18 protein-coding genes are annotated in these 20,473 nt (G+C 70.4%); 9 read left to right on the plus strand and 9 right to left on the minus strand.

Annotated elements, in window-relative coordinates; translation table 11 throughout:
* Window positions 1-8: 8 nt before the first annotated feature.
* On the minus strand, window positions 9-533 hold the full coding sequence (locus OHA25_RS26715; protein WP_327590209.1) for a TetR/AcrR family transcriptional regulator: 525 nt from the start codon (window positions 531-533) through the stop codon (window positions 9-11).
* Between the two features lie 74 nt (window positions 534-607).
* Here OHA25_RS26715 and OHA25_RS26720 point away from each other — a divergent pair, with 74 nt between their 5' ends.
* The gene (locus OHA25_RS26720; RefSeq protein ID WP_327590210.1) at window positions 608-1,882 is read left to right on the plus strand and encodes an FAD-dependent monooxygenase; all 1,275 of its coding nucleotides are present in this window, start codon (window positions 608-610) and stop codon (window positions 1,880-1,882) included.
* Here the strand turns inward: OHA25_RS26720 and OHA25_RS26725 are convergent.
* Window positions 1,809-2,930 carry a CaiB/BaiF CoA transferase family protein gene (locus tag OHA25_RS26725; protein WP_327590211.1) on the minus strand — a complete coding sequence of 374 codons (1,122 nt, stop codon included), beginning with the start codon at window positions 2,928-2,930 and terminating at the stop codon, window positions 1,809-1,811. The two genes, OHA25_RS26720 and OHA25_RS26725, sit on opposite strands and share 74 nt — an antisense overlap.
* Window positions 2,931-3,039: 109 nt before the next feature.
* Here OHA25_RS26725 and OHA25_RS26730 point away from each other — a divergent pair, with 109 nt between their 5' ends.
* The 4 genes from OHA25_RS26730 to OHA25_RS26745 all read left to right on the plus strand — a co-directional run bounded on the left by OHA25_RS26730 (window position 3,040) and on the right by OHA25_RS26745 (window position 8,363).
* A complete protein-coding gene (locus OHA25_RS26730; protein ID WP_327590212.1) occupies window positions 3,040-4,566 on the plus strand; it encodes a serine/threonine-protein kinase in 1,527 nt (508 codons plus the stop codon).
* On the plus strand, window positions 4,563-5,546 hold the full coding sequence (locus OHA25_RS26735) for an NAD(P)-dependent oxidoreductase (RefSeq protein WP_327590213.1): 984 nt from the start codon (window positions 4,563-4,565) through the stop codon (window positions 5,544-5,546). Before OHA25_RS26730 ends, OHA25_RS26735 begins: the two co-directional genes overlap by 4 nt.
* A 203-nt stretch (window positions 5,547-5,749) precedes the next feature.
* Window positions 5,750-7,099 carry an FAD-binding oxidoreductase gene (locus tag OHA25_RS26740; RefSeq protein ID WP_327591047.1) on the plus strand — a complete coding sequence of 450 codons (1,350 nt, stop codon included), beginning with the start codon at window positions 5,750-5,752 and terminating at the stop codon, window positions 7,097-7,099.
* A gap of 4 nt (window positions 7,100-7,103) precedes the next feature.
* Window positions 7,104-8,363, plus strand: a complete 1,260-nt coding sequence (locus OHA25_RS26745) for a class I SAM-dependent methyltransferase (protein WP_327590214.1) — start codon at window positions 7,104-7,106, stop codon at window positions 8,361-8,363.
* A gap of 45 nt (window positions 8,364-8,408) precedes the next feature.
* On the opposite strand, the gene OHA25_RS26750 is transcribed toward OHA25_RS26745, so the two are convergent.
* Entirely contained in the window at window positions 8,409-9,317 is a 909-nt protein-coding gene (locus OHA25_RS26750) for a zinc-binding dehydrogenase (RefSeq protein WP_327590215.1), read from the minus strand.
* A gap of 103 nt (window positions 9,318-9,420) precedes the next feature.
* Here OHA25_RS26750 and OHA25_RS26755 point away from each other — a divergent pair, with 103 nt between their 5' ends.
* Window positions 9,421-10,065, plus strand: a complete 645-nt coding sequence (locus OHA25_RS26755) for a TetR/AcrR family transcriptional regulator (protein ID WP_327590216.1) — start codon at window positions 9,421-9,423, stop codon at window positions 10,063-10,065.
* Between the two features lie 105 nt (window positions 10,066-10,170).
* Here OHA25_RS26755 and OHA25_RS26760 read toward each other — a convergent pair whose 3' ends face one another.
* From OHA25_RS26760 to OHA25_RS26775, 4 genes are all read right to left on the minus strand, one after another.
* Window positions 10,171-10,296 (minus strand): hypothetical protein, encoded by a 126-nt coding sequence (locus tag OHA25_RS26760; protein WP_305922513.1) that lies wholly within the window; start codon window positions 10,294-10,296, stop codon window positions 10,171-10,173.
* A 104-nt stretch (window positions 10,297-10,400) separates the two neighbouring features.
* On the minus strand, window positions 10,401-11,363 hold the full coding sequence (locus OHA25_RS26765; protein ID WP_327590217.1) for an aminoglycoside phosphotransferase family protein: 963 nt from the start codon (window positions 11,361-11,363) through the stop codon (window positions 10,401-10,403).
* 10 nt (window positions 11,364-11,373) lie between these two features.
* Window positions 11,374-12,030: an HAD family hydrolase gene (locus tag OHA25_RS26770; RefSeq protein WP_327590218.1), complete on the minus strand. Its 657-nt coding sequence runs from the start codon at window positions 12,028-12,030 to the stop codon at window positions 11,374-11,376.
* 50 nt (window positions 12,031-12,080) lie between these two features.
* The gene (locus OHA25_RS26775) at window positions 12,081-13,619 is read right to left on the minus strand and encodes a long-chain-fatty-acid--CoA ligase (protein WP_327590219.1); all 1,539 of its coding nucleotides are present in this window, start codon (window positions 13,617-13,619) and stop codon (window positions 12,081-12,083) included.
* 125 nt (window positions 13,620-13,744) lie between these two features.
* On the opposite strand from OHA25_RS26775, the gene OHA25_RS26780 reads away from it, so the two are divergent.
* Together OHA25_RS26780 and OHA25_RS26785 are read left to right on the plus strand one after the other, a co-directional pair.
* Window positions 13,745-15,286, plus strand: a complete 1,542-nt coding sequence (locus tag OHA25_RS26780; protein WP_327590220.1) for a GMC family oxidoreductase — start codon at window positions 13,745-13,747, stop codon at window positions 15,284-15,286.
* Between the two features lie 33 nt (window positions 15,287-15,319).
* A complete protein-coding gene (locus OHA25_RS26785) occupies window positions 15,320-16,573 on the plus strand; it encodes a cytochrome P450 (RefSeq protein ID WP_327590221.1) in 1,254 nt (417 codons plus the stop codon).
* A gap of 147 nt (window positions 16,574-16,720) precedes the next feature.
* Here OHA25_RS26785 and OHA25_RS26790 read toward each other — a convergent pair whose 3' ends face one another.
* On the minus strand, window positions 16,721-18,121 hold the full coding sequence (locus OHA25_RS26790) for an MFS transporter (protein ID WP_327590222.1): 1,401 nt from the start codon (window positions 18,119-18,121) through the stop codon (window positions 16,721-16,723).
* 76 nt (window positions 18,122-18,197) lie between these two features.
* Between OHA25_RS26790 and OHA25_RS26795 the strand changes: the two genes are divergently transcribed.
* Complete coding sequence (locus OHA25_RS26795) at window positions 18,198-19,037, plus strand: alpha/beta fold hydrolase (RefSeq protein WP_327590223.1); 840 nt, start codon at window positions 18,198-18,200, stop codon at window positions 19,035-19,037.
* Window positions 19,038-19,040: 3 nt separating this feature from the next.
* Here the strand turns inward: OHA25_RS26795 and OHA25_RS26800 are convergent, their stop codons facing one another.
* Window positions 19,041-20,264 (minus strand): RNA methyltransferase, encoded by a 1,224-nt coding sequence (locus tag OHA25_RS26800; protein ID WP_327590224.1) that lies wholly within the window; start codon window positions 20,262-20,264, stop codon window positions 19,041-19,043.
* Window positions 20,265-20,473: the final 209 nt, after the last annotated feature.

Raw genomic sequence — 20,473 nt, forward strand, 5'->3', positions numbered from 1 at the left:
GCCCGGACCTAGGAAAGGTCGAGCGCGGCGGCCGCCGCCTCGACGGCCGTCGGTTTGACCTGCTCCATCGGCAGGTGCGCATACTCGGCGGAGCAGTCCGACATCCCGCCGAGCGCCACCGTCGCCCGGATCTGCTGCTCGAGGGTGACCTCCGGCCCGAACAGCAGGCGGACCAGCGTGCGCCGCCACTCGAACATGCGCGTGCCCAGGTCCAGGTAGCCCAGCGTGGACATCTCCCGCACCATCATGACGATCACCTCGCGGTGCCGCCAGGTCAGCTCGAAGTAGTCCTCGAGCAGCTCCCGCGCGTCGCCCCCCGGCTCCCGCGTGGCCACGAACCGCTCCACGTCCTCGACCATCGGCTGGACGATGCTGCGCACCAGGTCCTCGCGCGAGGCGAAGTGGTAGTAGAGCGCGGGCTTGGTGATGCCCAGCCGTTCGGAGATCTGGCGCAGGCTCGTGTTCTGCACGCCCTGCTGGACGAACAGCTCGCGGGCCACCTCCAGGATGCGGGACTTGGTATCGCTGGGCATGGCCCAAGACTATCGCTTACTTACCGTTAAGTATGCTAGCGTCGATTTACCTTCCGTTAAGTAAGGGGGTTGGAATGAGAGTCCTCATCTCCGGCGCGAGCATCGCGGGACCGGCTCTCGCCTACTGGCTCACCCGGTACGGGTTCGCCGTCACCGTCGTGGAGCGCGCCCCGGCCCTGCGTAAGACGGGCGGGCACGCGATCGACCTGTTCAGGCCGGCGATGGACATCGTCGAGCGGATGGGCGTCCTGGAGCAGGTCGTGGCCAAGAAGACCGGCCTCGAGCACCTGACGGTCCACAGGGTCGGCTACGACCGCCCCATCCGCCTGGAGGTGCGCCGGCTGATGGCGGCCGTCTCCGACCGGCACGTCGAGATCATGCGCGACGACCTGAGTGAAATCTTCTACGACGCCACCCGCGACGACGTCGAGTACGTCTTCGGCGACTCGATCGCCTCGATCTCCGACGACGGCGAGGTGACCTTCGACAGCGGGCGGGCGGCCCGCTTCGACCTGGTGATCGGTGCGGACGGCCTGCACTCCAACGTGCGCCGCCTGGTCTTCGGTCCCGAGTCCGCATTCTCCACCTGGATCGGCGGCTACCTCGCCGTGGTCTCGGTCCCCAACTTCCTGGGCCTCGACGGCCGCATGGAGGCCATCGCGGGGGTGGGCAGGATGGCCGGCATGGGCGCGCCGCACATGGCCGATGCGCGGGCGGTGTTCCTGTTCAGGACGCCGGAGCCGCTCGACTACCACCACAGGGACGTGGCCGCGCAGAAGGGGTTTCTGCGGGAGCACTTCGACGGGATGGGCTGGGAGGTGCCGAGGATCATGGCGGAGCTGGACGACACCCCCGCGTTCTACTTCGACTCGATCACCCAGCTCCGCCTGGACACCTGGTCACGCGGCCGGGTGACGCTGGTGGGCGACGCCGGCTACTGCCCGGGGCCCGCCGTCGGCGGCAGCACGAGCCTGGCCGTCGTGGGGGCGTACATCCTGGCGGGGGAGCTGGCCGCGCACGGCGGCGACCACACGCGGGCCTTCCCCGCCTACGAGGCGGAAATCGGCGACTACGTGCGCCGCAGCCGCACGTTCGCCGTCAACGCGGCCAAACGCATCGTCCCGGGCAGCCGCTTCGAGCTCTGGGCGCTCGGCGCGGCCGTGGGGCTGGTCACGCATCTGCCGGCCGCGCTGACCAGGGCCGCCACCAAGATCACCAGCAAGGGCGTGCGCCTGCACGACTCGATCCGGCTGAAGGACTACTCCGCGCACGAGATCAGGCGAGCACCCCTTCGCCCCGCAGCTTCTCCGCCTCCCCCTGGGACAACCCCCACTCCGAGAGGTCGGTGAGCCGGGTGGCCGGCGACAGGTCGGGGCCGGCGGCGCCCAGCAGGCGGGGCGCGGGCACGGGCATGGTGACGCCGCCGACCTCGGCGAAGCTGCCGCGCGCGACGTTGTGCGGGTGGGCGGCGGCCTCCGACATGGACAAGACGGGCGAGACGCACGCGTCGGAGCCCTCGAAGAGCTCCTCCCACTCGGCCCGCGTCCTGGTCTTGAACTCCGCGGCCAGGCGGGCCTTCAGCGCGGGCCACTGGGCCCGGTCGTTCCTGTCGGGCAGATCCGTCAGGCCCATCAAGGACACCATCGTGTCCCAGAACTGCGGCTCCAGCGCTCCCACGGCCACGTGCAGCCCGTCGGCGGTCTCGTACGTGTCGTACTGCGGGGCTCCCGTGTCCAGCAGATTCGTGCCGCGCGGCCCCCAGAAGCCGCTCTGCACGCCCTGGTAGAACATCGCGAACAGCACCGACGCCCCGTCCACCATGGCCGCGTCGATCACCCGGCCCTTCCCGGTGCGCTCCCGCTCGAACAGGGCCAGCAGCACCCCGTACGCCAGCATGAGCCCACCGCCGGCGAAGTCGCCCAGGATGTTGATCGGCGGGGTCGGCTTGTTCCCGTCGCGTCCCAGCATCGACAGGATGCCGGAGATCGCGATGTAGTCGATGTCGTGCCCGGCTGTCGAGGCCAGCGGCCCGTCCTGGCCCCAGCCGGTCATCCGGCCGTAGATCAGGCGCTCGTTCACCGCGTGCAGGTCGGCCGGGCCGATGCCGAGCCGCTCGGCCACGCCGGGCCGGAACACCTCGATCACCACGTCGGCGTGCCTGGCCAGCTTCTTGAACGCGGCCACGCCCTCGGGTGCCTTCAAGTCCAGCCCGATCGTGCGCTTGCCCCGATCCATGACATCCCTGCGCGGCTCGTCGGAGACCGCCTTGACCCGATCCACCCGCAGCACCTCGGCGCCGTGGTCGGCCAGCATCATCCCCGCGAACGGCCCGGGGGCCAGGCCCGCGAGCTCCAGCACGCGGACTCCGGCCAGCGGGCCTCGGCGAACTTCAGACATACGGACAGTAGAACAACATTCGGTGATCTCTGGCAAGCGGCTCCCCGGCGAAGCCCTATCAGGTATGGGAAACTTGCCCACTGTTCGTGGTGGTCTACAGGGGACGGACATGGTTTCGGAAGACAGCCGGCTCATCGCCAGGCGCTACGAGTTAGTGCGCGAACTGGGCCGCGGGGGGATGGGCGTGGTCTGGGAAGGCCGGGACACGCTGCTCAACCGGCAGGTCGCCATCAAGGAAGTCGTGCTGCCCGACGGGCTGTCGCCCGGCGATCAGGAACGCCAGCTCATGCGCACCGTCCGCGAGGCCCGTACGGCCGCCAAGCTCAACCACCCGTCCGTCGTCGCCGTCTACGACGTCGTCGAGGAGGGTGGCCGCCCCTGGATCGTCATGGAGCTGCTCAGTCACCCCACGGTCGAGCAGGTCGTGCTCGGCTCGGGAGCTCTGCCCGTGCGCGAGGCGGCCGACGTCGGCCGGCAGGTGTTGTCGGCGCTGAAGGCCGCCCACGCGGCCGGGATCCTGCACCGCGACGTCAAGCCCAGCAACATCCTCATCACCGACGACGGCCGCGCGGTCCTCACCGACTTCGGCATCGCCACCGTCGAGGGCGACGCGTCGCTGACCAGGACCGGCATGGTCACCGGCTCGCCGAGCTTCCTCGCGCCGGAACGGGTCCGCGCCGCCGAGGCAGGACCGGCCTCCGACCTGTGGTCGCTGGGCGCCACGCTGTACGCGTGCATGGTGGGGCGCTCGCCGTTCGAGCGAGGCGACCCCATGGCGACGCTCAACGCGCTGCTCACCGAGGAGCCCGACTACCGGCGCATCCCGCCGATCATGCATCCGATCCTGCGCGGCCTGCTGCGCAAGGAGCCCGAGGAGCGGGTGGACGCCGAGGAGGCCGACCGGCTGCTCGCGGCCATCGTCGCGGCCAAGCCCGCCGCCGCCGACCGCGACGTGCCCGAGCGGAAGAGTGGCCGCGCGCGGGCGCTGCTCGCGGCGGGCGCGGCGGCGGTCGTCGTGATCGCGGGCGGCTCGGTCGCCTACTTCAAGCTCGCCACCCCCGCCGAAGGCGCGCCGCGCGCGACCGCTCTGCCCGCCGCGGCGACCAGTCCGCTCACGCCGAGCGCCACCCCCACGTCGGAGCCGACTGTCTCGCCCACGCCCAGCGTGACCCGGATGGCGCCGGTCGTACGGGCGTGGACGTCGCCTGACGGCTGGTCGATCCTGCGGCCGGTCGGCTGGAAGGGCGCGCGGCGAGAGGCCGGCACCGAATGGACGCGCCGGGACAGGAACGCCCATCTCGGCATCGAGGCCGTCTATTCCAACCTCGACGTCAACGAGCTCCTGCGCGCCTCGGAGGACACGATGCGGCAGAACGCCGAGCGCGTGGTGACCCGCGGCCGCCGCACCGTCACACACCAGGGCGTCAAGGGCGTGGAGTGGGAGTTCTCCTGGACGGCGGGCGCGGCGGGCGGGGCGCGGTGGGCCGCGGTCGGCACCCGCTACCGGGAGGTGCGCCGGGCCCTGGCGATCGGCGACACCGCGTACATCGTGTCCTGGACGGTCGCCGAGAACCAGTGGCCGCGCAACAGGGGACTGATGCGACAGGTGATCAGTAGCTTTACGGTGGGGGCATGAGGCCCTGGAACCTGCTCGCCCTGCCCCCGCTCCCGGAGGAGCTGATGCGGGGCCTGCTCGCCCCGCTGGGCGAGCGCGTGCACGTCCGCGTGCCCGCGGCCCGCGACAGGGACGCGCTCCTCGCGGCGCTGCCGGAGGCGGAGATCGTGCTCGGCGACTGGACGGGCACGCTCGTCATGGACGCGGCGGCGGTCGCGGCCGCGCCCCGGCTGGCTTTCGTGCAGCAGCCGTCCGTGGGCGTGGACGGTCATGACCTCGGCGCCCTGGCCGCGGCCGGGGTGCCGCTGGCCAACACGCCCGGCGTCAGCGCCGTGGCGGTCTCGGAATGGTGCTTGGGTGCCACGCTCTCGCTGTCGCGCAAGCTCGCCGCGGCCGACGCCGCCGTACGCGCGGGCGAGTGGCCGCAGCAGGGCCTGCAGCCGCATGAGCTGCGCGGCCGCCGCGTCGGCATCGTCGGGTGGGGCCCGATCGGCCTCTCCTGCGCCGAGATCTTCCGGGCGCTCGGCTGTCACGTGACGTTCTGGACCCGCACGCCGCGCGAGGACCCCGCCTTCGAAGACCTGGAGACGCTCGTCTCCGGCAGCGACGTGGTGGTGGTCGTCATCGCGCTGTCCGACCAGACCCGCGACCTGATCGACCCGGCCCGCATGAAGCAGGGCGCCCTGCTCGTGAACGCCGCCCGAGGCGGTGTCGTCAACCAGCCGGCGCTGGTCACCGCGCTGCGTGAGGGGCATCTGGGGGGAGCGGCGCTGGACGTGTTCGACGTCGAGCCGCTGCCCGCCGGCGACCCGCTGCGTGACCTGCCGAACGTCCTGCTGTCCCCGCACGTCGCCGGCGTCACCCCTGAGGCCACCGGGCGGCTGCTGACCGCCACCCTCGCCAACCTGACCGCCGCCGTCGAGGGCCGCGAGGTGGACGCGGTGCTCAATGGCGTAGCGCCCATCGTGCGGAGGAAGTTTACGGAATCGTCTACCACATAGGCATTTCACCTGGCACCATGAACAGTTTTCGTGTCTTTAACGACCCCGGTCTGTTCGAGGTGCCGTGTGGGAGATACGGTCTTACGGACGATCTCTACCGGCTCAAGGGGGTGCTTCGTGAACGAGCGTAACGAGCGTCGCACAATCGAACGTAGCACGACCGTCGTCACGGCCCCGACGAAGGAGGGGCCGTGACGACGACGATGTCGACACACCAACGGGCAGTAGAGCAGATCCGGCACTCCTACGCCGAGATCCCGGGTGGCGCCGCGCCGCGGCTGGCCAAGTCGACGTCCAACCTGTTCAGGTTCCGCGACGCCACGAAGACGGCCAAGCTCTCGGCCAGGGATCTCGACGAGGTCATCAGCGTCGACCCCGAGACCATGACGGCCGAGGTCCAGGGCATGACCACGTACGAGCACCTGGTCGACGCCACGCTGCCGCACGGGCTCATGCCGTACGTGGTGCCGCAGCTCAAAACCATCACGCTCGGCGGCGCCGTGACGGGGCTCGGCATAGAGTCCACGAGCTTCAGGGACGGGCTGCCGCACGAGTCGGTCGAGGAGCTCGAGATCCTCACCGGCGACGGGCGCGTCGTCGTGGCCCGCCCCGACAACGAGCACAGCGACCTCTTCCGCGCCTTCCCCAACTCCTACGGCACGCTCGGCTACGCGTTGCGCATCAAGATCAGGCTGCGCAAGGTCCAGCCGTACGTGCACCTCACGCACGTCAAGTTCACCGACGCCGCCAAGTGCATGCTGGCCATGCAGGAGATCTGCGACACCATGGTGCACGACGGCGAAAGCATCGACTTCGTGGACGGGGTCTTCTTCGGCCCGGGCGAGATGTACCTCACGGTCGGCCGCTTCGCCGACCGCGCGCCCTACGCCTCCGACTACACCGGCATGCGCATCTACTACCAGTCGATCAGGCACCGCAGCCGCGACTGGTTGACCATCCGCGACTACCTGTGGCGCTGGGACACCGACTGGTTCTGGTGCTCGCGGGCCTTCGGCGTGCAGCAGCCGGTGGTGCGCTCGCTCATGCCGCGCCGCTGGATGCGCTCCGACGTCTACCGCCGCCTGGTCGCCCTCGACCGCAAATACGGCGTGACCGCCCGCGTCGACCGGTGGCGCAACCAGCCGGTCCAGGAATCGGTCATCCAGGACGTGGAGGTGCCGGTCGAGCGCGGGGCGGAGTTCCTGGAGTTCTTCCACGACAAGGTCGGGATGACGCCGGTGTGGATGTGCCCGCTGCGATCAGGCACCCGCTGGCCGCTCTATCCCCTCGAACCCGGCAAGCTCTACGTCAACTTCGGCTTCTGGGGAATGGTGCCGCTGCCACGGGGGCAGTTCGACGGCTACTACAACCGGCTCATCGAGCATGCGGTGCACGACCTCGACGGGCACAAGTCGCTCTATTCGACGTCCTTCTACGCCCGTGAGCAGTTCTGGCAGCTGTACAACGGCGACGCCTACTGGCCGGTCAAGCGGGAATACGACCCGAACGGGCGCCTGCTGGACCTGTACGACAAGTGTGTGCGGGGAAGGTGAGTGGATGGCTCTCGCAACCATCTTTGAGAAGATCGTCGGTACGGACGCGAACGTCGCGTTCCTGGCGTACGACGGCAGCAAGGCAGGGCCCGACGGGGCCGACATCACCCTTGAGGTCAAGTCCCCGATCGCGGTGGCCTATCTGGCGCAAGCCCCGGGGGAACTGGGCTTGGCCAGGGCGTACATCGCCGGTCACATCGACGTGCACGGCGACATGTACACATTGCTCGACCGCATGTGGAACATCACTACCAACGACCTGACAACATCCGAGAAGATCGCCGCTGTCCGCTCGCTGGGCGTCAAGCCGCTCCTCATGCGCGTGCCGCCGCCCCCACAGGAGATGCGGCAGAGCACGCTGGCCAAGCTCGGCTCCCGGCACGCCAAGCAACGCGACGCCGAGGCCATTCATCACCACTACGACGTCTCCAACCGCTTCTACGAGTGGGTCCTCGGCCCGTCGATGGCCTACACCTGCGCCGCCTTCCCCGAGGAGGACGCGACGCTGGAAGAGGCCCAGTACACCAAGTTCGACCTGGTGGCCCGCAAGCTGGGGCTCGAGCCCGGCATGCGCCTGCTGGACGTGGGCTGCGGCTGGGGCGGCATGGCCATGCACGCCGCCAAGCACTACGGCGTCAAGGTGCTCGGCGTGACGCTGAGCAAGCAGCAGGCGGAGTGGGCCCAGCAGGCCATCGCCGACGCGGGCCTGCAGGACCTGGCCGAAGTGCGCCACATGGACTACCGCGACGTCCGGGAGACCGGGTTCGACGCGGTCAGCTCCATCGGCCTCACCGAGCACATCGGCAAGGCGAACCTCCCGGCGTACTTCTCCTTCCTGTACAGCAAGCTCAAGCCCGGCGGCCGCCTCCTGAACCACTGCATCACCCGGCCGACCGGCAAGGAGAAGACGTTCAACAAGGGCGGCTTCATCAACAAATACGTCTTCCCCGACGGGGAGCTGGAGTCGGTGGGCCACCTCATCAGGGAGATGGAGGACGTCGGCTTCGAGATCCGCCACGAGGAGAACCTCCGGGAGCACTACGCGAAGACCCTGCGGCACTGGTGCGACAACCTGGACGCCAACTGGGAGGACGCGGTCCAGGAGGTCGGCATGGGCACGGCCCGCGTGTGGGCGCTCTACATGGCCGGCTGCATCGTCGGCTTCGAGCGCAACAAGGTCCAGCTCCACCAGGTCCTGGGCGTGAGACTGGACGAGCAGGGCCGCTCCGGCGTCCCCCTCCGCCCGTCCGTCACCTGGCCCTGAGTCCGATGGCAGTGTCCTTGCGTAATCTGCACGCTTGCGTGCAGATTACGCAAGGACGTCCAGGACCGCTTTGCCGCCGATCCGCCGGTCGAGCAGCGCCTGGCCGGCCTCGGCGAACCGCTCCCACGAACCACGCCAGTCCACCTCCGGCGACAGCTTTCCGGCCGCGACGAACCCGAGCAGCGTCGCCAGGTCTGGACCGACCTCATGAACGTCGCCGAAGGTGCTCATCGTCTTGGCCGGGCCGATGGAGAACAGCGAGTACGGCTCGAACACGGCGGGCTCGCCGGACGCCCACCCGATGTTCTGAACGCCCCCGCCCGGCGCGAGCAGCTTCCAGGCGTCGGCCAGCTGCGGCCCGCCCACGTTGTCCAGGATGAGGTCGACCGGCCGGTCGACGCCGTCCAGGCCGATCACCACTTCGTCGGCGCCCAACTTGGCGAGGCCCTCGGCACGGGCCGCCGAACCCACCGACGCGATGACGTGGGCGCCGCCGAGTGCCGCCAGCTGGACCGCGTACCGGCCGACCCCGCCTGCCGCGCCGGTGATCAGCACCCGCCGCCCCAGGATGGAACGGGACCGCAGGGTGCGCAGTGCGGTGACGCCGGCCATCGGGAGTGCGGCGGCGTCGGCCAGATCGACCTGTGCGGGGACCGCGGCCACGGCGGTGGTGTCCACCGCCATCCGCTCCGCCCAGGCTCCGGTGCCGAACGCCGCCACCCTGGTGCCCGGGACCGGTCCGCTGCCGTCCGCTGCCGGGTGGGTGACGACCCCGGCGGCGTCGTAGCCGTGCACGGTCCCCGGTGGCAGCTGCCCGGCGAAGGCCACCTCCCCGCGATTGAGTGAGATGTGCCGGACCTCGACCACCAGCTGGTGAGGCCCGGGCACCGGCTCGGCGGCCGTACCGAGGCGAAGGGAACCGGGTGCGTCCGGATCGACGATGAGAGCGCGCATGGCCATCTCCAGGTTCAGGGGATATATCCGGACTGTTGGTCCGGATAGTACGGCACGCTATCATATGCGGACTGATAGTCCGCAACAGGGAACAAGGATGGCAATGCCCGAAAACCGGACCGAAGACGGTCGTAGCGGGCGGCGCGTCGAGCGCGCCGATGCCGCGCGTAACCGCCACGCCGTTCTCCGTGCCACCGAGCAACTGCTGGCCGAGGGTGGCGGCGACCACGTGTCGCTCGATCGCGTCGCCGCCCTGGCCGGGGTCGGGAAAGGCACGGTGTTCCGCCGTTTCGGCAGCCGTGCGGGGCTGTTGCAGGCCCTCCTGGAGGAACGGTCACAGGACCTGCGCGACGCGATCACGAACGGCCCCCCGCCGCTCGGCCCAGGGGCGCCCGCGCGAGAGCGACTGCTGGCGTTCCTCGAGGGGCTGGGTGCGATCGCCGAGGGCAACGCCATTCTGCTGGCCGCCCACGAGCAGGCCTGCGCCGAGGACAAGTACGACGACCCCAGCTACCGCTTCTGGCACGCCCACGTGGGTGCCCTGCTCGCCGCCGAACGCTCCGACCTCGACGCGGACTTCCTGGCGCACGCCATCCTCGCGGTCTTCGACGGCGCCCTGATTCGCCACCTCACCCAGCCCGGCGACCCGCGCCGCTTCACCCATTCAGTCCAGGAGATGGCCAAGGCCCTGCTCGGCGCCACCTCGGCGGGGACGGGAGAACCTCCGCCGAGGCGGCGGGCTCGCTGATCGAGTGCGGCTACCACGTGCGCGTCTGGCGCGGCCGCCGCTGGACCAGGACGGACCTGGTGAGCACGCGACGGCGCAACTACCTCTGCACCGGCACGCCGTGATCTATTTCTTGTCCTTCGGCGGAGCGGCGTGTTTGCCCCGGCTCTCCTGATGCTGGCTGGCGTTGGAGCCCTCTTTGGTCTCGTCCGGCTTGTCCTTGGGGCTGTGTGGCTTCTCGTGCCGGCCCACGCGACCTCCTCTTGCCTGGCTCGAATGCTTAGCGTGACCGCAAGATTACAGTCAGCATGGCCGGGTGGCGAATTGCGTCACGAACAGGCGCCGAGGCCGGCCGCTTACGGGCTCGGGCGTTGGGCCGGGAGCGTACCGGCCAGTCCTTCGAGGGTCCCGGTGAGCCCCGCCCAGCTCTGCTCGGCGTCCGGCGTGCGGCCGTGCGGCGAGCGGAAATACGCCACGAACTCGGCCACGTCGTCGAGCGCCCATCGCAACCGGTAAAGCTCCAGGGCGGCCGGATCCGGGGTGCGGCCTACGGCGTCGGCGTATCTGGCGAGGTCGGCGGGGTCCTTGGCGACGAGCCACAGGTCGCGCTCGGGGAGGGCCATCCCGACCGTGTCCCAGTCCACGAGCAGCAGCCGCCCGTCCGCCTCCCGCAGCAGGTTGCCGGGGTGCGGCTCGCCGTGGGTGACGACGGGCTCGCCGCCCTTCTCGGCCATCCGGTCCAGCTCCTCCAGACGGCGGCGCAGCGTCACGGCGTGGTCGGCGATCAGAGCCCGGGCAGGCTCGGCGTACGGGCCGCCCAGCCACGGGCGGTCCTTCTCCCTGATGGCGTCCTCCAGCCAGGCCCGTCCCGCCAGATCGACCGGCCGGTCCGGGGTCGAGAGCGGGGGTGGGGTCCGGTGCAGCTCGGCCAGCAGGTCGATGACCCGGCCGCGTTCCTCGGCGGACACCTCGTCGCCGAAGTCGCCGCCGGCGCCGTCCAGGTAGGGGAACACGCTCATGACGTAACGGTGGCGGTCGAGCCTCCGGAGCGTCGTGCCGTCGGCCGCCCGCATCGGCGCGACGACGAAGCCGAGCCCCGCCTGCTCGCTGAGGACCGCCGCTGTCTCCATGGCCTGCTGGAGCCCGTCGTACGGCCTGCGTCGCACGTCCGCGACCGTGACGAACCACCGCCCGTCCGCCACCCAGTGATAGTCCCCGAATCCCACCGGCGCGTAGTCCAGCGCGACGGCGTCGATGCCCCACTCGCGCAGCGCGGGCCGCAGCAGCCCTTCGTCCAGTCCTTCCGGCCGATCTCGCATGCCGATCACGCTATAGGCCCGGGCCGCCCGGCTTCATCTCCATTAAGAGCCCTAGGGCGGCCTGGACGTCGCTCACCACGTGGTCGGGCTCCTCGCAGGGAACCACCCCGCGGTCGATCCAGATCGTCCGCAACCCCGCGGCCCGCCCGCCGGCGACGTCCTTCTCCGGATCGTCCCCGACCATCCATCCGCCCCCGGCCAGCGACCTCCCGCACCGCCTGGCCCCGATCTCGAACAGCCGCACGTCTGGCTTCCGCACCCCCTCCGCCCCGGAGATCGCCCACCCGTCCACCCGCTCGGCCAGCCCCGTACGCCGGATCTTGCCCGTCTGGTTGTCGGCCATCCCGTTGGTCACGATCCCGACCGCCCACCCGGACGCTCGCAGCCGGTCGAGCCCGTCGAGCACGTCGTCGGGGCACGAGACCAGGTGCGGCAGCCGCGCCCGGTAGGAACGCCACAGCTCCTCTGCCGGTTCGGCCAGCCCGAACCGCTCCCGCACCCGTGCGAAGAACACGTCCATGGGCACGGACCCGTCCGCGTCGGTCTCCACCAGCCACGCCGCCGCAGCCGCGCCCAGTCCTCGCTCCCCGGCGAACTCGGCGGCCCACCGTTCGAACGCCGCCAGCCGGTCGATCAGCGTGTTGTCCAGGTCGAAAAGGACGAGCATGATCGCCAGTGTAGGGCGCGGGCGGAGGCCCGCGCCCTCCGCGGGGACGGTTACCGCAGTTCGCGCTTGAGGATCTTGCCCGTGGCCGTCATCGGCAGGCTGTCGCGGAACTCGATGATCCGCGGATACTTGTAGGCCGCCATGTTCTCCTTGGCCCAGGCGATCAGCTCGTCTTCGGTGATCGTGGCGCCCGGCGTGCGGATGACGTACGCCTTGACCTCCTCGCCGAGGGACTCGTGCGCCACCCCCACCACGGCGGCCAGCGACACGGCCTCATGGGTCAGCAGGACCTCTTCGAGCTCTCGAGGGTAGACGTTGAAGCCGCCGCGGATGATCATGTCCTTGGCCCGGTCGATGATGGAGTAGTAGCCGTCCGCGTCCCGGGTCGCGATGTCGCCGGTGCGGAACCAGCCGTCGTTCATGACCTCGGCCGTCGCCTCCGGACGGCCGTAGTAGCCCTTCATGATGTTGTGACCGCGAATGGCGATCTCACCGGGGCCCTCGCCCTCGACGGTCTTCCAGTCACCGTCGATCAGCTTCATCTCCACACCCCAGATCGGGGTGCCGACCGTGCCCGGCTTGGTCGGCCGGCCGAGCTGGTTGAAGCTGGCCACCGGCGAGGTCTCCGACAGCCCGTACCCCTCCAGGATGCCGATGCCGAAAGTCGTCTCGAAGTCCTTGAGCACCTCCACCGGCGACGACGCGCCGCCCGCGACCGCCACGCGCAGCGACCGGGGCACCTCCGCCCCCTCAGCGTGGATCTTGGTGAGCATGCCCCAGTACATCGTGGGCACCCCGGCGAAGAAGGTCACGTTCTCCTTGACCATGAGCGCGAGCGCGTCGCCCGGGTCGAAGCGCGGCATCAGCACGACGGTGGCGCCGCGCAGGAAGCCGGTGTTCATGACCACGGTCTGGCCGAAGGAGTGGAACAGCGGCAGAACCGCCAGATAGGTGTCGCCCTCCTCCTCGCTCCGCGGGAACATCTTGTCGCTGACCATGGCGTTCATCAGCATGTTCTGGTGGCTGAGCTCGGCGCCCTTGGGCTGGCCCGTGGTGCCCGAGGTGTAGAGGATCACCGCGGTGTCGTCGGGCGCCGTCTGCACGGTCTCGAACGTACCGGCCGTCCCGCCGAGTGCCGCCCAGATCGACTCGCCGTACTCGGACTCGGTCGCGAGCGGCGTCGCCGGCAGCACGAAGAAGTGCTCGCATCCCGCCGCCGCCTCGAAGCCGCTCCTGCCGCGCTCGCCCAGTGGCAGCTCCGGCGTGCCCTCGAAGCAGAACAACGCCTTGGCGTCGCTGTCGTCGAGGTGGTAGGCGATCTCACGCGACTGCAGCAGCACGTTCAGCGGCACCACCGTCGCCCCGGCCTTCAGGATGCCGAAGTAGACGAACGGGAAGTACGGCAGGTTCGGGCAGGCCAGCGCGACCTTGTCGCCCTTCTGGATCCCGCGCGCCACCAGGAGGTTCGCGACCTGGTTGGCGATCGTGTCGATCATCGAGTACGGCAGCCGCATGTCGCCGAAGACGATGGCCGTGCCGTCCGGGTTGTTCCTGGCGCTGTCCTCCAGGACGATCGACAGATTCAGCATGACGCCTTCCTCTCTCTAAGCCTGCTTGGGCGCCATCTAAGCAGCCACCTCATACCGGCCGGTAGGTAAACGCAGGTTACAACTGGATATGGACGCGCCCCGCCGTCGGGAGTAAGCAAGGGGTTATGGAGTACGACTACGTGATCGTCGGCGCGGGTTCCGCGGGGTGCGTGCTGGCCAACCGGCTGTCGGCGGATCCGAACGTGTCGGTCGCACTGGTCGAGGCCGGCGGGCAGGACGACAAGCTCGAAATCCGCATGCCCGCGGGCTTCGCCAAGCTGTTCAAGACCGAATACGACTGGAACTACACGACGGCCAAGCAGAGCGAGATGTCCGGCCGGGAGCTCTACTGGCCGCGCGGCCGGGTCATCGGCGGCTCCTCCTCGCTCAACGCCCAGATGTGGGTGCGCGGCTGCCAGCGCGACTACGACGAGTGGCAGGTCCCCGGCTGGTCGTACGACGACGTCCTGCCGTACTTCACCAGGGCCGAGCACCGCGTCGGCAGCAACGGCGGCAACGTCTACGGCACGTCCGGCCCCCTGTACATCTCGGAGCTGCGCAGCCCCAACGTCACCACCGCGGCCTTCCTCAAGGCGTGCGAGGAGCTCGGCTTCGAGCGGCTGGGGGAGCTCAACGGGCGCTCCAACGAGGGCTACAGCCCGACCCCCGTCACCCAGAACCGCGGCCGGCGGTGGAGCGCCGCCGACGCCTACCTGCGGCCGGCGGCCGGGCGGCCCAACCTGACGGTGATCACCGCGGCGACCGTCGACCGGGTGCTGTTCGACGGCAGGCGCGCGATCGGCATCCAGCACGACGGCGGCGCCCAGGTCAAGGCAAGGGCTGAGGTCATCCTGTCGGCGGGGGCGATCGGCTCTCCGCACCTGCTCATGCGCTCCGGCGTGGGCGCGGCCGGCGAGCTGCGCGAGGCCGGGATCGAGGTCGTGCGCGACCTGCCCGAGGTCGGCAAGAACCTGCAGGACCACCTGGCGAGCGGCGTGTACGTCGAGTGCAAGCAGCCGGTCACGCTGACCAAGGCGGAGTCGCTCGGCAACCTGCTGCGTTACCTCGTGCTGCGCTCCGGCATGCTGACCACGAACGTGGGCGAGGCGGTCGCGTTCATCCGCACCTCCGAGGAGGAGCCCGCGCCCGACATCGAGCTGATCTTCGCTCCCGCTCCGTTCATCGACCACGGCCTCACCCCGCCGACCGGCCACGGGCTCACCGTCGGCGTGGTGCTGCTGCAGCCGGAGAGCCGCGGCAGGATCGGGCTGAACGGCGGGGATCTGACGATCGACCCCGGCTACCTGACCGCGGAGGCGGACGTCAAGCGGCTCGTCGCAGGCCTGAAGACGGCCAAGCAGGTGTTCGCCACCGCCGCGATGAAACCGTACGCGGGCGGGCCGATGGCCCCGTACTGGGCGCCGGAGAGCGACGAGGAGCTCGCCCAGTGGGTGCGTGAGCGCGGCGAGACCCTCTACCACCCGGTCGGCACGTGCCGCATGGGCGCCGACGACGCCTCCGTCGTGGACCCCTCCCTGCGGGTGCGCGGCATCGAGGGGCTGCGGGTCGTGGACGCATCGATCATGCCGACGCTCAACCGCGGCCACACCCACGCCCCCGCTATCATGATCGGCGAAAAGGGGGCCGATCTGATCCGTTCCTCTTGACGTAAGTGACCACTTGCAGAAGGCTTGTCTGATATGACGCTGTCCGCGGACCTGGACCTGTCGCAGATCCCGTTCTGGGGGTTGCCGCAGTCCGAGCGTATGGAGGCCTTCCGCAGGCTGAGGCAGATGGACCGCCCGGTCTTCATGCGGGAGCAGATCGTGCCGTTCGTCGGCGGCGGGCCGGGTTTCTACGCCCTCGTCCGCCACGCCGACGTGATCGAGGCCAGCAGGAACGCGGCCGTGTTCAGCAGCGAGCCGTGCTCCAACAGCATCCCTGACATGCCGCGCTGGCTGAGTGTCTACTTCGGCTCGATGATCAACATGGACGACCCGCGGCACGCCCGGTTACGCCGGATCGTGTCGAGGGCGTTCACGCCGCGCATCCTGGCGAAGATGGAGGAGGACCTCGCCAGGGCCGCCGCGGAGATCGTGGACCGGGCGATCGAGGAAGGGCCGCGCGACTTCGTCGCCCAGGTGGCCGCGAAACTCCCCGTACGGGTCATCTGCGACATGATGGGGATCCCGGCGGAATCTCATGACCTGGTGCTCCAGCAGACCAACGTCATCCTGGGCAACATCGACCCCGAATACACCGGCGTCGCCCCCGACCTCACCCGCCGCAACGTCGCCAAGGGCCTGGCCAAGCTGCTGCGCGCCGGATACACGCTCAACCGGCTGGCAGCCCGCCTGGGCGACGAGCGGCGCAAGCGGCCCACGGGCGACCTGGTCAGCCTGCTGGTCAACGGCGAGGAGAGGCTCACCCCGCAACAACTGGGGTCGTTCTTCATCCTGCTCGTGGTGGCGGGCAGCGAGACCACCCGCAACGCGATCGCGCACGGGCTCAAGCTCCTCACCGACCACCCCGACCAGCGCGCGATCCTGCTCGGGAATTTCGAAGGACTCATCGGCACCGCGTGCGACGAGATCATCCGGTACGCGACGCCGGTGATCCAGTTCCGCCGCACGGTGACGCAGGACTACGAGATGAACGGCACCTCATACCGGAAGGGCGACAAGGTGCTGCTCTTCTACAACTCCGCCAACCGCGACGAGGCGGTCTTCTCGGACCCGGACACGTTCGACATCACCCGCGACCCCAACCCGCATGTCGGCTTCGGTGGGCCGGGGCCGCACTACTGCCTGGGCGCGCACCTGGCGCGCAGGGAGATGACCGTGATGTTCCGCGAGCTGTTCACCCGGTTGCCCCGCCTCAGGTCCGCCGGCGAACCCGACTACCTGCTGTCCAACTTCATCAACGGCGTCAAGCACCTGCGTTACACCTTCTGACCGCCTCAGTGATCGACGCTGTCACCGACTCCGGCAGCCCGTCCTCGCCGCGCCAGGCCACGAATTGACGAGCCGGCCCGCGCTGGCCCAACTCGCTCCGGCGTCTGCAGCACGCGCTCGCCGCGGCGGCGCCGCGGACCCTGGACATCACCCGGGCGGCGGCCCTGATCGGGACGATCGGCGATTACGTGCTCGACGCCGTGGCCAAAGAGCCGGCCGAGCAGGAGGCGCGGTGGCGTACGGGGCTGCCGGAGGAGGAGTGGCGGGCCGCGGCCGGCCCCTGAGCGCCACCGGGAGCAGCGCTCCGGCCAGCGCCAGTGCGGCCGCGATGAGCAGCAGCGGGACGACCCCCGAGCGGTACGGCGCCGCCAGCACCGCCACGCCCACGGCCGTACCGACCTGTTTGAGTGTGTTCACGATCCCGGTCGCCATCCCGACCCGGTCCATCGGCGCGGTCAGCCCGACCTGGTTGGCCACGACGTTTCCCGCGCCGAGCCCCAGGCCGCCGAGGAACAACCCGAACATAATCGGAGTCCACGGGTCGGCCGCTGGGACGGCCATGACCAGCAGCGCGACCGCGATGACCGCCGGGCCGACCGCGATCAGCACGCCCATCGGCCACTTGTGCAGCACCCGCCCGATCGCGACGGGCCCGATGACCGCCGCCACGCTGAAGGCCAGGAAACGTGCCCCCGCCTCCGCGGGGCTCGTGCCGAGCGGGCCCTGCACGTACAGCGTGAGGTAGGTGAACGCGCCCAGCAGGGCCGCCAGCATGAGCAGCGTCGTTGCGGAGCCGACCGCGAACACCGGGTTCCTGAACAGCCCGAAATCGATCATCGGATTGGCGGCGCGCCGCTCGACGAGCACGAACACCACCAGCAGCACCAGCCCGGCCACCAGCAAGGCCGGCAGGTCATGGATGAGCGCCGGGATGATCGCGAACAGCGCCGCTGTGATCAGCAGGATGCCGAGCGGGTCGAGATGTCCTCTGCCGCGCGACTCGGCCACCCGCTGGCGCAGCGCCACCAGGACGAACGCGCCGATGGGCAGGTTGATCAGGAAGATGGCCCGCCAGCCGAACACGCCCGTCAGCGCCCCGCCGACCACCGGCCCCAGCGTCATGGCCAACCCCGAGACCGCGCTGAAGATCCCGAGCGCCTTGCCCCGGTCCGGGCCCTCGGGGTAGACGGAGGCGATCAGCGGCGTCGTGGTGCCGTACAACGCGGAGGCGCCCAGACCCTGCACGCCCCTGGCCAGGTCCAGCAAGGGCGCCGTCGGGGCGAGCGCGCAGGCCAGCGAGGCCACGGTGAAGATCGACACGCCGACCACCAGCAACCTGCGCCTGCCGTACCTGTCCGCCAAGACCCCGGCGGGCAGCAGCGCGGCGGCCAGCGTGAGCGCGTAGGCGTCCACCACCCACTGCACCTCGGCCAGGCTCGCGCGCAAGTCGGCGCGTATGGCGGGCAACGCGATCGTCACGGCGGTCAGGTCCACCACCACGAGCACGATCGTCATGGAGGCGAGAGCGAGCACCCATCCCCGTCGCATGCGCGTCTCCTCGTGATGCGGGGGCCCCTTGAATAGTGGTACTCCCAGGACTGACCGAATGCTAGGTTTCGCAGTCATGGAGATCAGGACTATCCACGCCAATGGGGTGGAGTTCGCGTATCTAACCGTCGGTGAAGGGCCGCTCGCGCTGTGCCTGCACGGCTTTCCCGACACCGCGCACACGTGGCGCCACCTGATGCCGGCGCTGGCCGAGCGCGGTTACCGCGCGGTCGCGCCGTTCACGCGCGGTTACGCGCCCACCGAGGTCCCGGCCGACGGCGCGTACGAGGACGCCGCGCTGGTCGCCGACGTCCGTGCCCTGCACGAGGAGCTCGGCGGTGACGCCGACGCGGTCATCATCGGGCACGACTGGGGCGCCTTCCCCGTCTACCCTCTGGCCGGCCGCTTCCGGCGCGCGGTCACGCTCGCGGTGCCGCCGCCCGGGGCGCTGGCCGGCACGTTCCTCGACTACGAGCAGCTCAAGCGCTCGTTCTACATCTTCCTCTTCCAGACCGCGCTGGCGGAGACGGCCGCCGCCGGCCCGGGCTTCCTCGAGAACCTGTGGCGCGACTGGTCCCCGGGGTACGACGCGAGCGAGGACCTGGAGTTCGTACGGCGCAGCATCGGCGCGCCCGCCAACCTGAGCGCGGCCCTCGGCTACTACCGGGCCATGCTGGGCACCACGCCGCGGTCCGGTCGCTACCCCGCCGTCGAGCCCGGGGCGACCGGGCCCGTCCTCTACCTGCACGGTGCCCAGGACGGCTGCCTGGGCGCCGACCTGGTCAAGGACGTGCTCAGCCACCTTCCGGCAGGCTCGCGGGCCGAGCTGGTGGGGGACGTCGGTCACTTCCTCCACCTCGAACGGCCCGCCGAGGTCAACCGCCTGATCCTGGACTGGCTCGGTCCCGTCTCCTGAGCATCACCCGCGGCCCTTGCGCAGGACCGCGATCACCGGGTGCCGGCCCGACAGGCTCACCCGGATCGCCTCCTCCACGGCGAACCCGTGCGGGATCCCGTCGTGGACCAGCGCCACGGCCAGCCCGTCGGCGGCCAGGACCCGCCGCACCTCACGCCACAGCAGGCCGAGGTCCCGGGCGAGCAGCCCCCTCGGCGGCACCTGGCGCCCCCAGGGCGGGTTCACCAGCACGCGCTCGGCGCCGCCGTCGGGTATGGGGATCCGCCCGCCATCCGCCAGACCCCACCCGAACGGCGACCCGACGCCTCCGGCCGCCCTACCGCCCGCAGGTGCCGACTCGCCGCGTCCGGTCGGCCGGCCGCCCGCTGGCGTCGGCTTGCTGGATGGTGGTGCGCTTGCCGGAGGTCGCCCGCCTTCGATGGGCGATCGACTCGTCAGGGCCGCGTGGGCGTTGGCGGCGGCGGCCGAGAGCGCGGCCGGGTCGTGATCGAAGCCCAGCAGCCGCAGGTGCGGCGCGAGCGCGTGCGCCTCGATCAGCGTGGTTCCCGCGCCGCAGCACGGGTCGAGCACCGTGTCCGCGCCCTCCAGTCGCGCCAGCTCCGCCATGGCGGCCGCCACCGGTGGATGGAGCGTGCCCCGAATGGACGCCGTCTTGTACGGCCTGCGATGCAGCGGCCGGTGGGCCGGCCGCAGCGCGATGACGGCCTGCTCGCCCTCGATCGTGACCCGCCACGACATCGCGTCCAGCGGTGGCCGTCCACCCCCACTCCTGGAGTGGTACGGCGCCCGCAGCGCCCGCGCCAGCTCGGCCCCGACCGCGTCCTCGATCTCGAACCTCGTGTAATTGCGCCGCCCCACGAACGACGCCGACACCTCCAGCCCACGACCCGCCAGCCCACGACCCGCCGGCCCCCGACCCGCTGGCCCAGCACCCGCTCCCAACTGCGCACCGCCCAGGCGCGCCAGCCGGGCCGCGTCCACCTCCCGCGCCGCCTCGGCCAGCCGGGCGAGCGCCGTGCGGCCGGGGCCGATCCCGTCCACCACGGCACCGGCCAGCAGCACATCGTCCGCCATACGTAGTCCCATGAGCCCGGCCTCGTCCGCGGCCTCGAACCACACCTCGCGATGCCGCACCCCGCGCACCACGCCCAGCCGGGAACGCCGAATCTCCGTGGCCACCAAGGGCTCGATGCCGTGCACCGCCCTGGCCACGGCAAAAGTATGCACGTGTCCTTCTCCCACGTCGCGAACCCGGGACGGCGGTCGCTCAGCCGTCCCGCATCGCCGGCGGTGGGGTGTCCGCGACCCGCCGACGGCTCGCTAACGCAGGTAGAAGAAGGTCATGGCGATCACCATAGGTCCGGCCGCCACCTCCCGCCACCCGTTTTCCAGGCCCTACGTACGCCGTACGTCATAACCATTGACGTAAGTGGCCG

This window comes from Nonomuraea sp. NBC_00507, from assembly GCF_036013525.1.
Taxonomy (GTDB): Bacteria; Actinomycetota; Actinomycetes; order Streptosporangiales; family Streptosporangiaceae; genus Nonomuraea.

Excerpts from the sequence above, each read along its gene's own strand:
- OHA25_RS26785 (WP_327590221.1), top strand. The coding sequence starts at position 15,320 with ATGACGCTGTCCGCGGACCTGGACCTGTCGCAGATCCCGTTCTGGGGG.
- OHA25_RS26795 (WP_327590223.1), top strand. The coding sequence starts at position 18,198 with ATGGAGATCAGGACTATCCACGCCAATGGGGTGGAGTTCGCGTATCTA.
- OHA25_RS26775 (WP_327590219.1), bottom strand. The coding sequence starts at position 13,619 with ATGCTGAATCTGTCGATCGTCCTGGAGGACAGCGCCAGGAACAACCCG.
- OHA25_RS26750 (WP_327590215.1), bottom strand. The coding sequence starts at position 9,317 with ATGCGCGCTCTCATCGTCGATCCGGACGCACCCGGTTCCCTTCGCCTC.
- OHA25_RS26745 (WP_327590214.1), top strand. The coding sequence starts at position 7,104 with ATGGCTCTCGCAACCATCTTTGAGAAGATCGTCGGTACGGACGCGAAC.
- OHA25_RS26715 (WP_327590209.1), bottom strand. The coding sequence starts at position 533 with ATGCCCAGCGATACCAAGTCCCGCATCCTGGAGGTGGCCCGCGAGCTG.
- OHA25_RS26770 (WP_327590218.1), bottom strand. The coding sequence starts at position 12,030 with ATGCTCGTCCTTTTCGACCTGGACAACACGCTGATCGACCGGCTGGCG.
- OHA25_RS26735 (WP_327590213.1), top strand. The coding sequence starts at position 4,563 with ATGAGGCCCTGGAACCTGCTCGCCCTGCCCCCGCTCCCGGAGGAGCTG.
- OHA25_RS26790 (WP_327590222.1), bottom strand. The coding sequence starts at position 18,121 with ATGCGACGGGGATGGGTGCTCGCTCTCGCCTCCATGACGATCGTGCTC.
- OHA25_RS26740 (WP_327591047.1), top strand. The coding sequence starts at position 5,750 with ATGTCGACACACCAACGGGCAGTAGAGCAGATCCGGCACTCCTACGCC.
- OHA25_RS26725 (WP_327590211.1), bottom strand. The coding sequence starts at position 2,930 with ATGTCTGAAGTTCGCCGAGGCCCGCTGGCCGGAGTCCGCGTGCTGGAG.
- OHA25_RS26780 (WP_327590220.1), top strand. The coding sequence starts at position 13,745 with ATGGAGTACGACTACGTGATCGTCGGCGCGGGTTCCGCGGGGTGCGTG.
- OHA25_RS26730 (WP_327590212.1), top strand. The coding sequence starts at position 3,040 with ATGGTTTCGGAAGACAGCCGGCTCATCGCCAGGCGCTACGAGTTAGTG.
- OHA25_RS26755 (WP_327590216.1), top strand. The coding sequence starts at position 9,421 with ATGCCCGAAAACCGGACCGAAGACGGTCGTAGCGGGCGGCGCGTCGAG.
- OHA25_RS26720 (WP_327590210.1), top strand. The coding sequence starts at position 608 with ATGAGAGTCCTCATCTCCGGCGCGAGCATCGCGGGACCGGCTCTCGCC.
- OHA25_RS26765 (WP_327590217.1), bottom strand. The coding sequence starts at position 11,363 with ATGCGAGATCGGCCGGAAGGACTGGACGAAGGGCTGCTGCGGCCCGCG.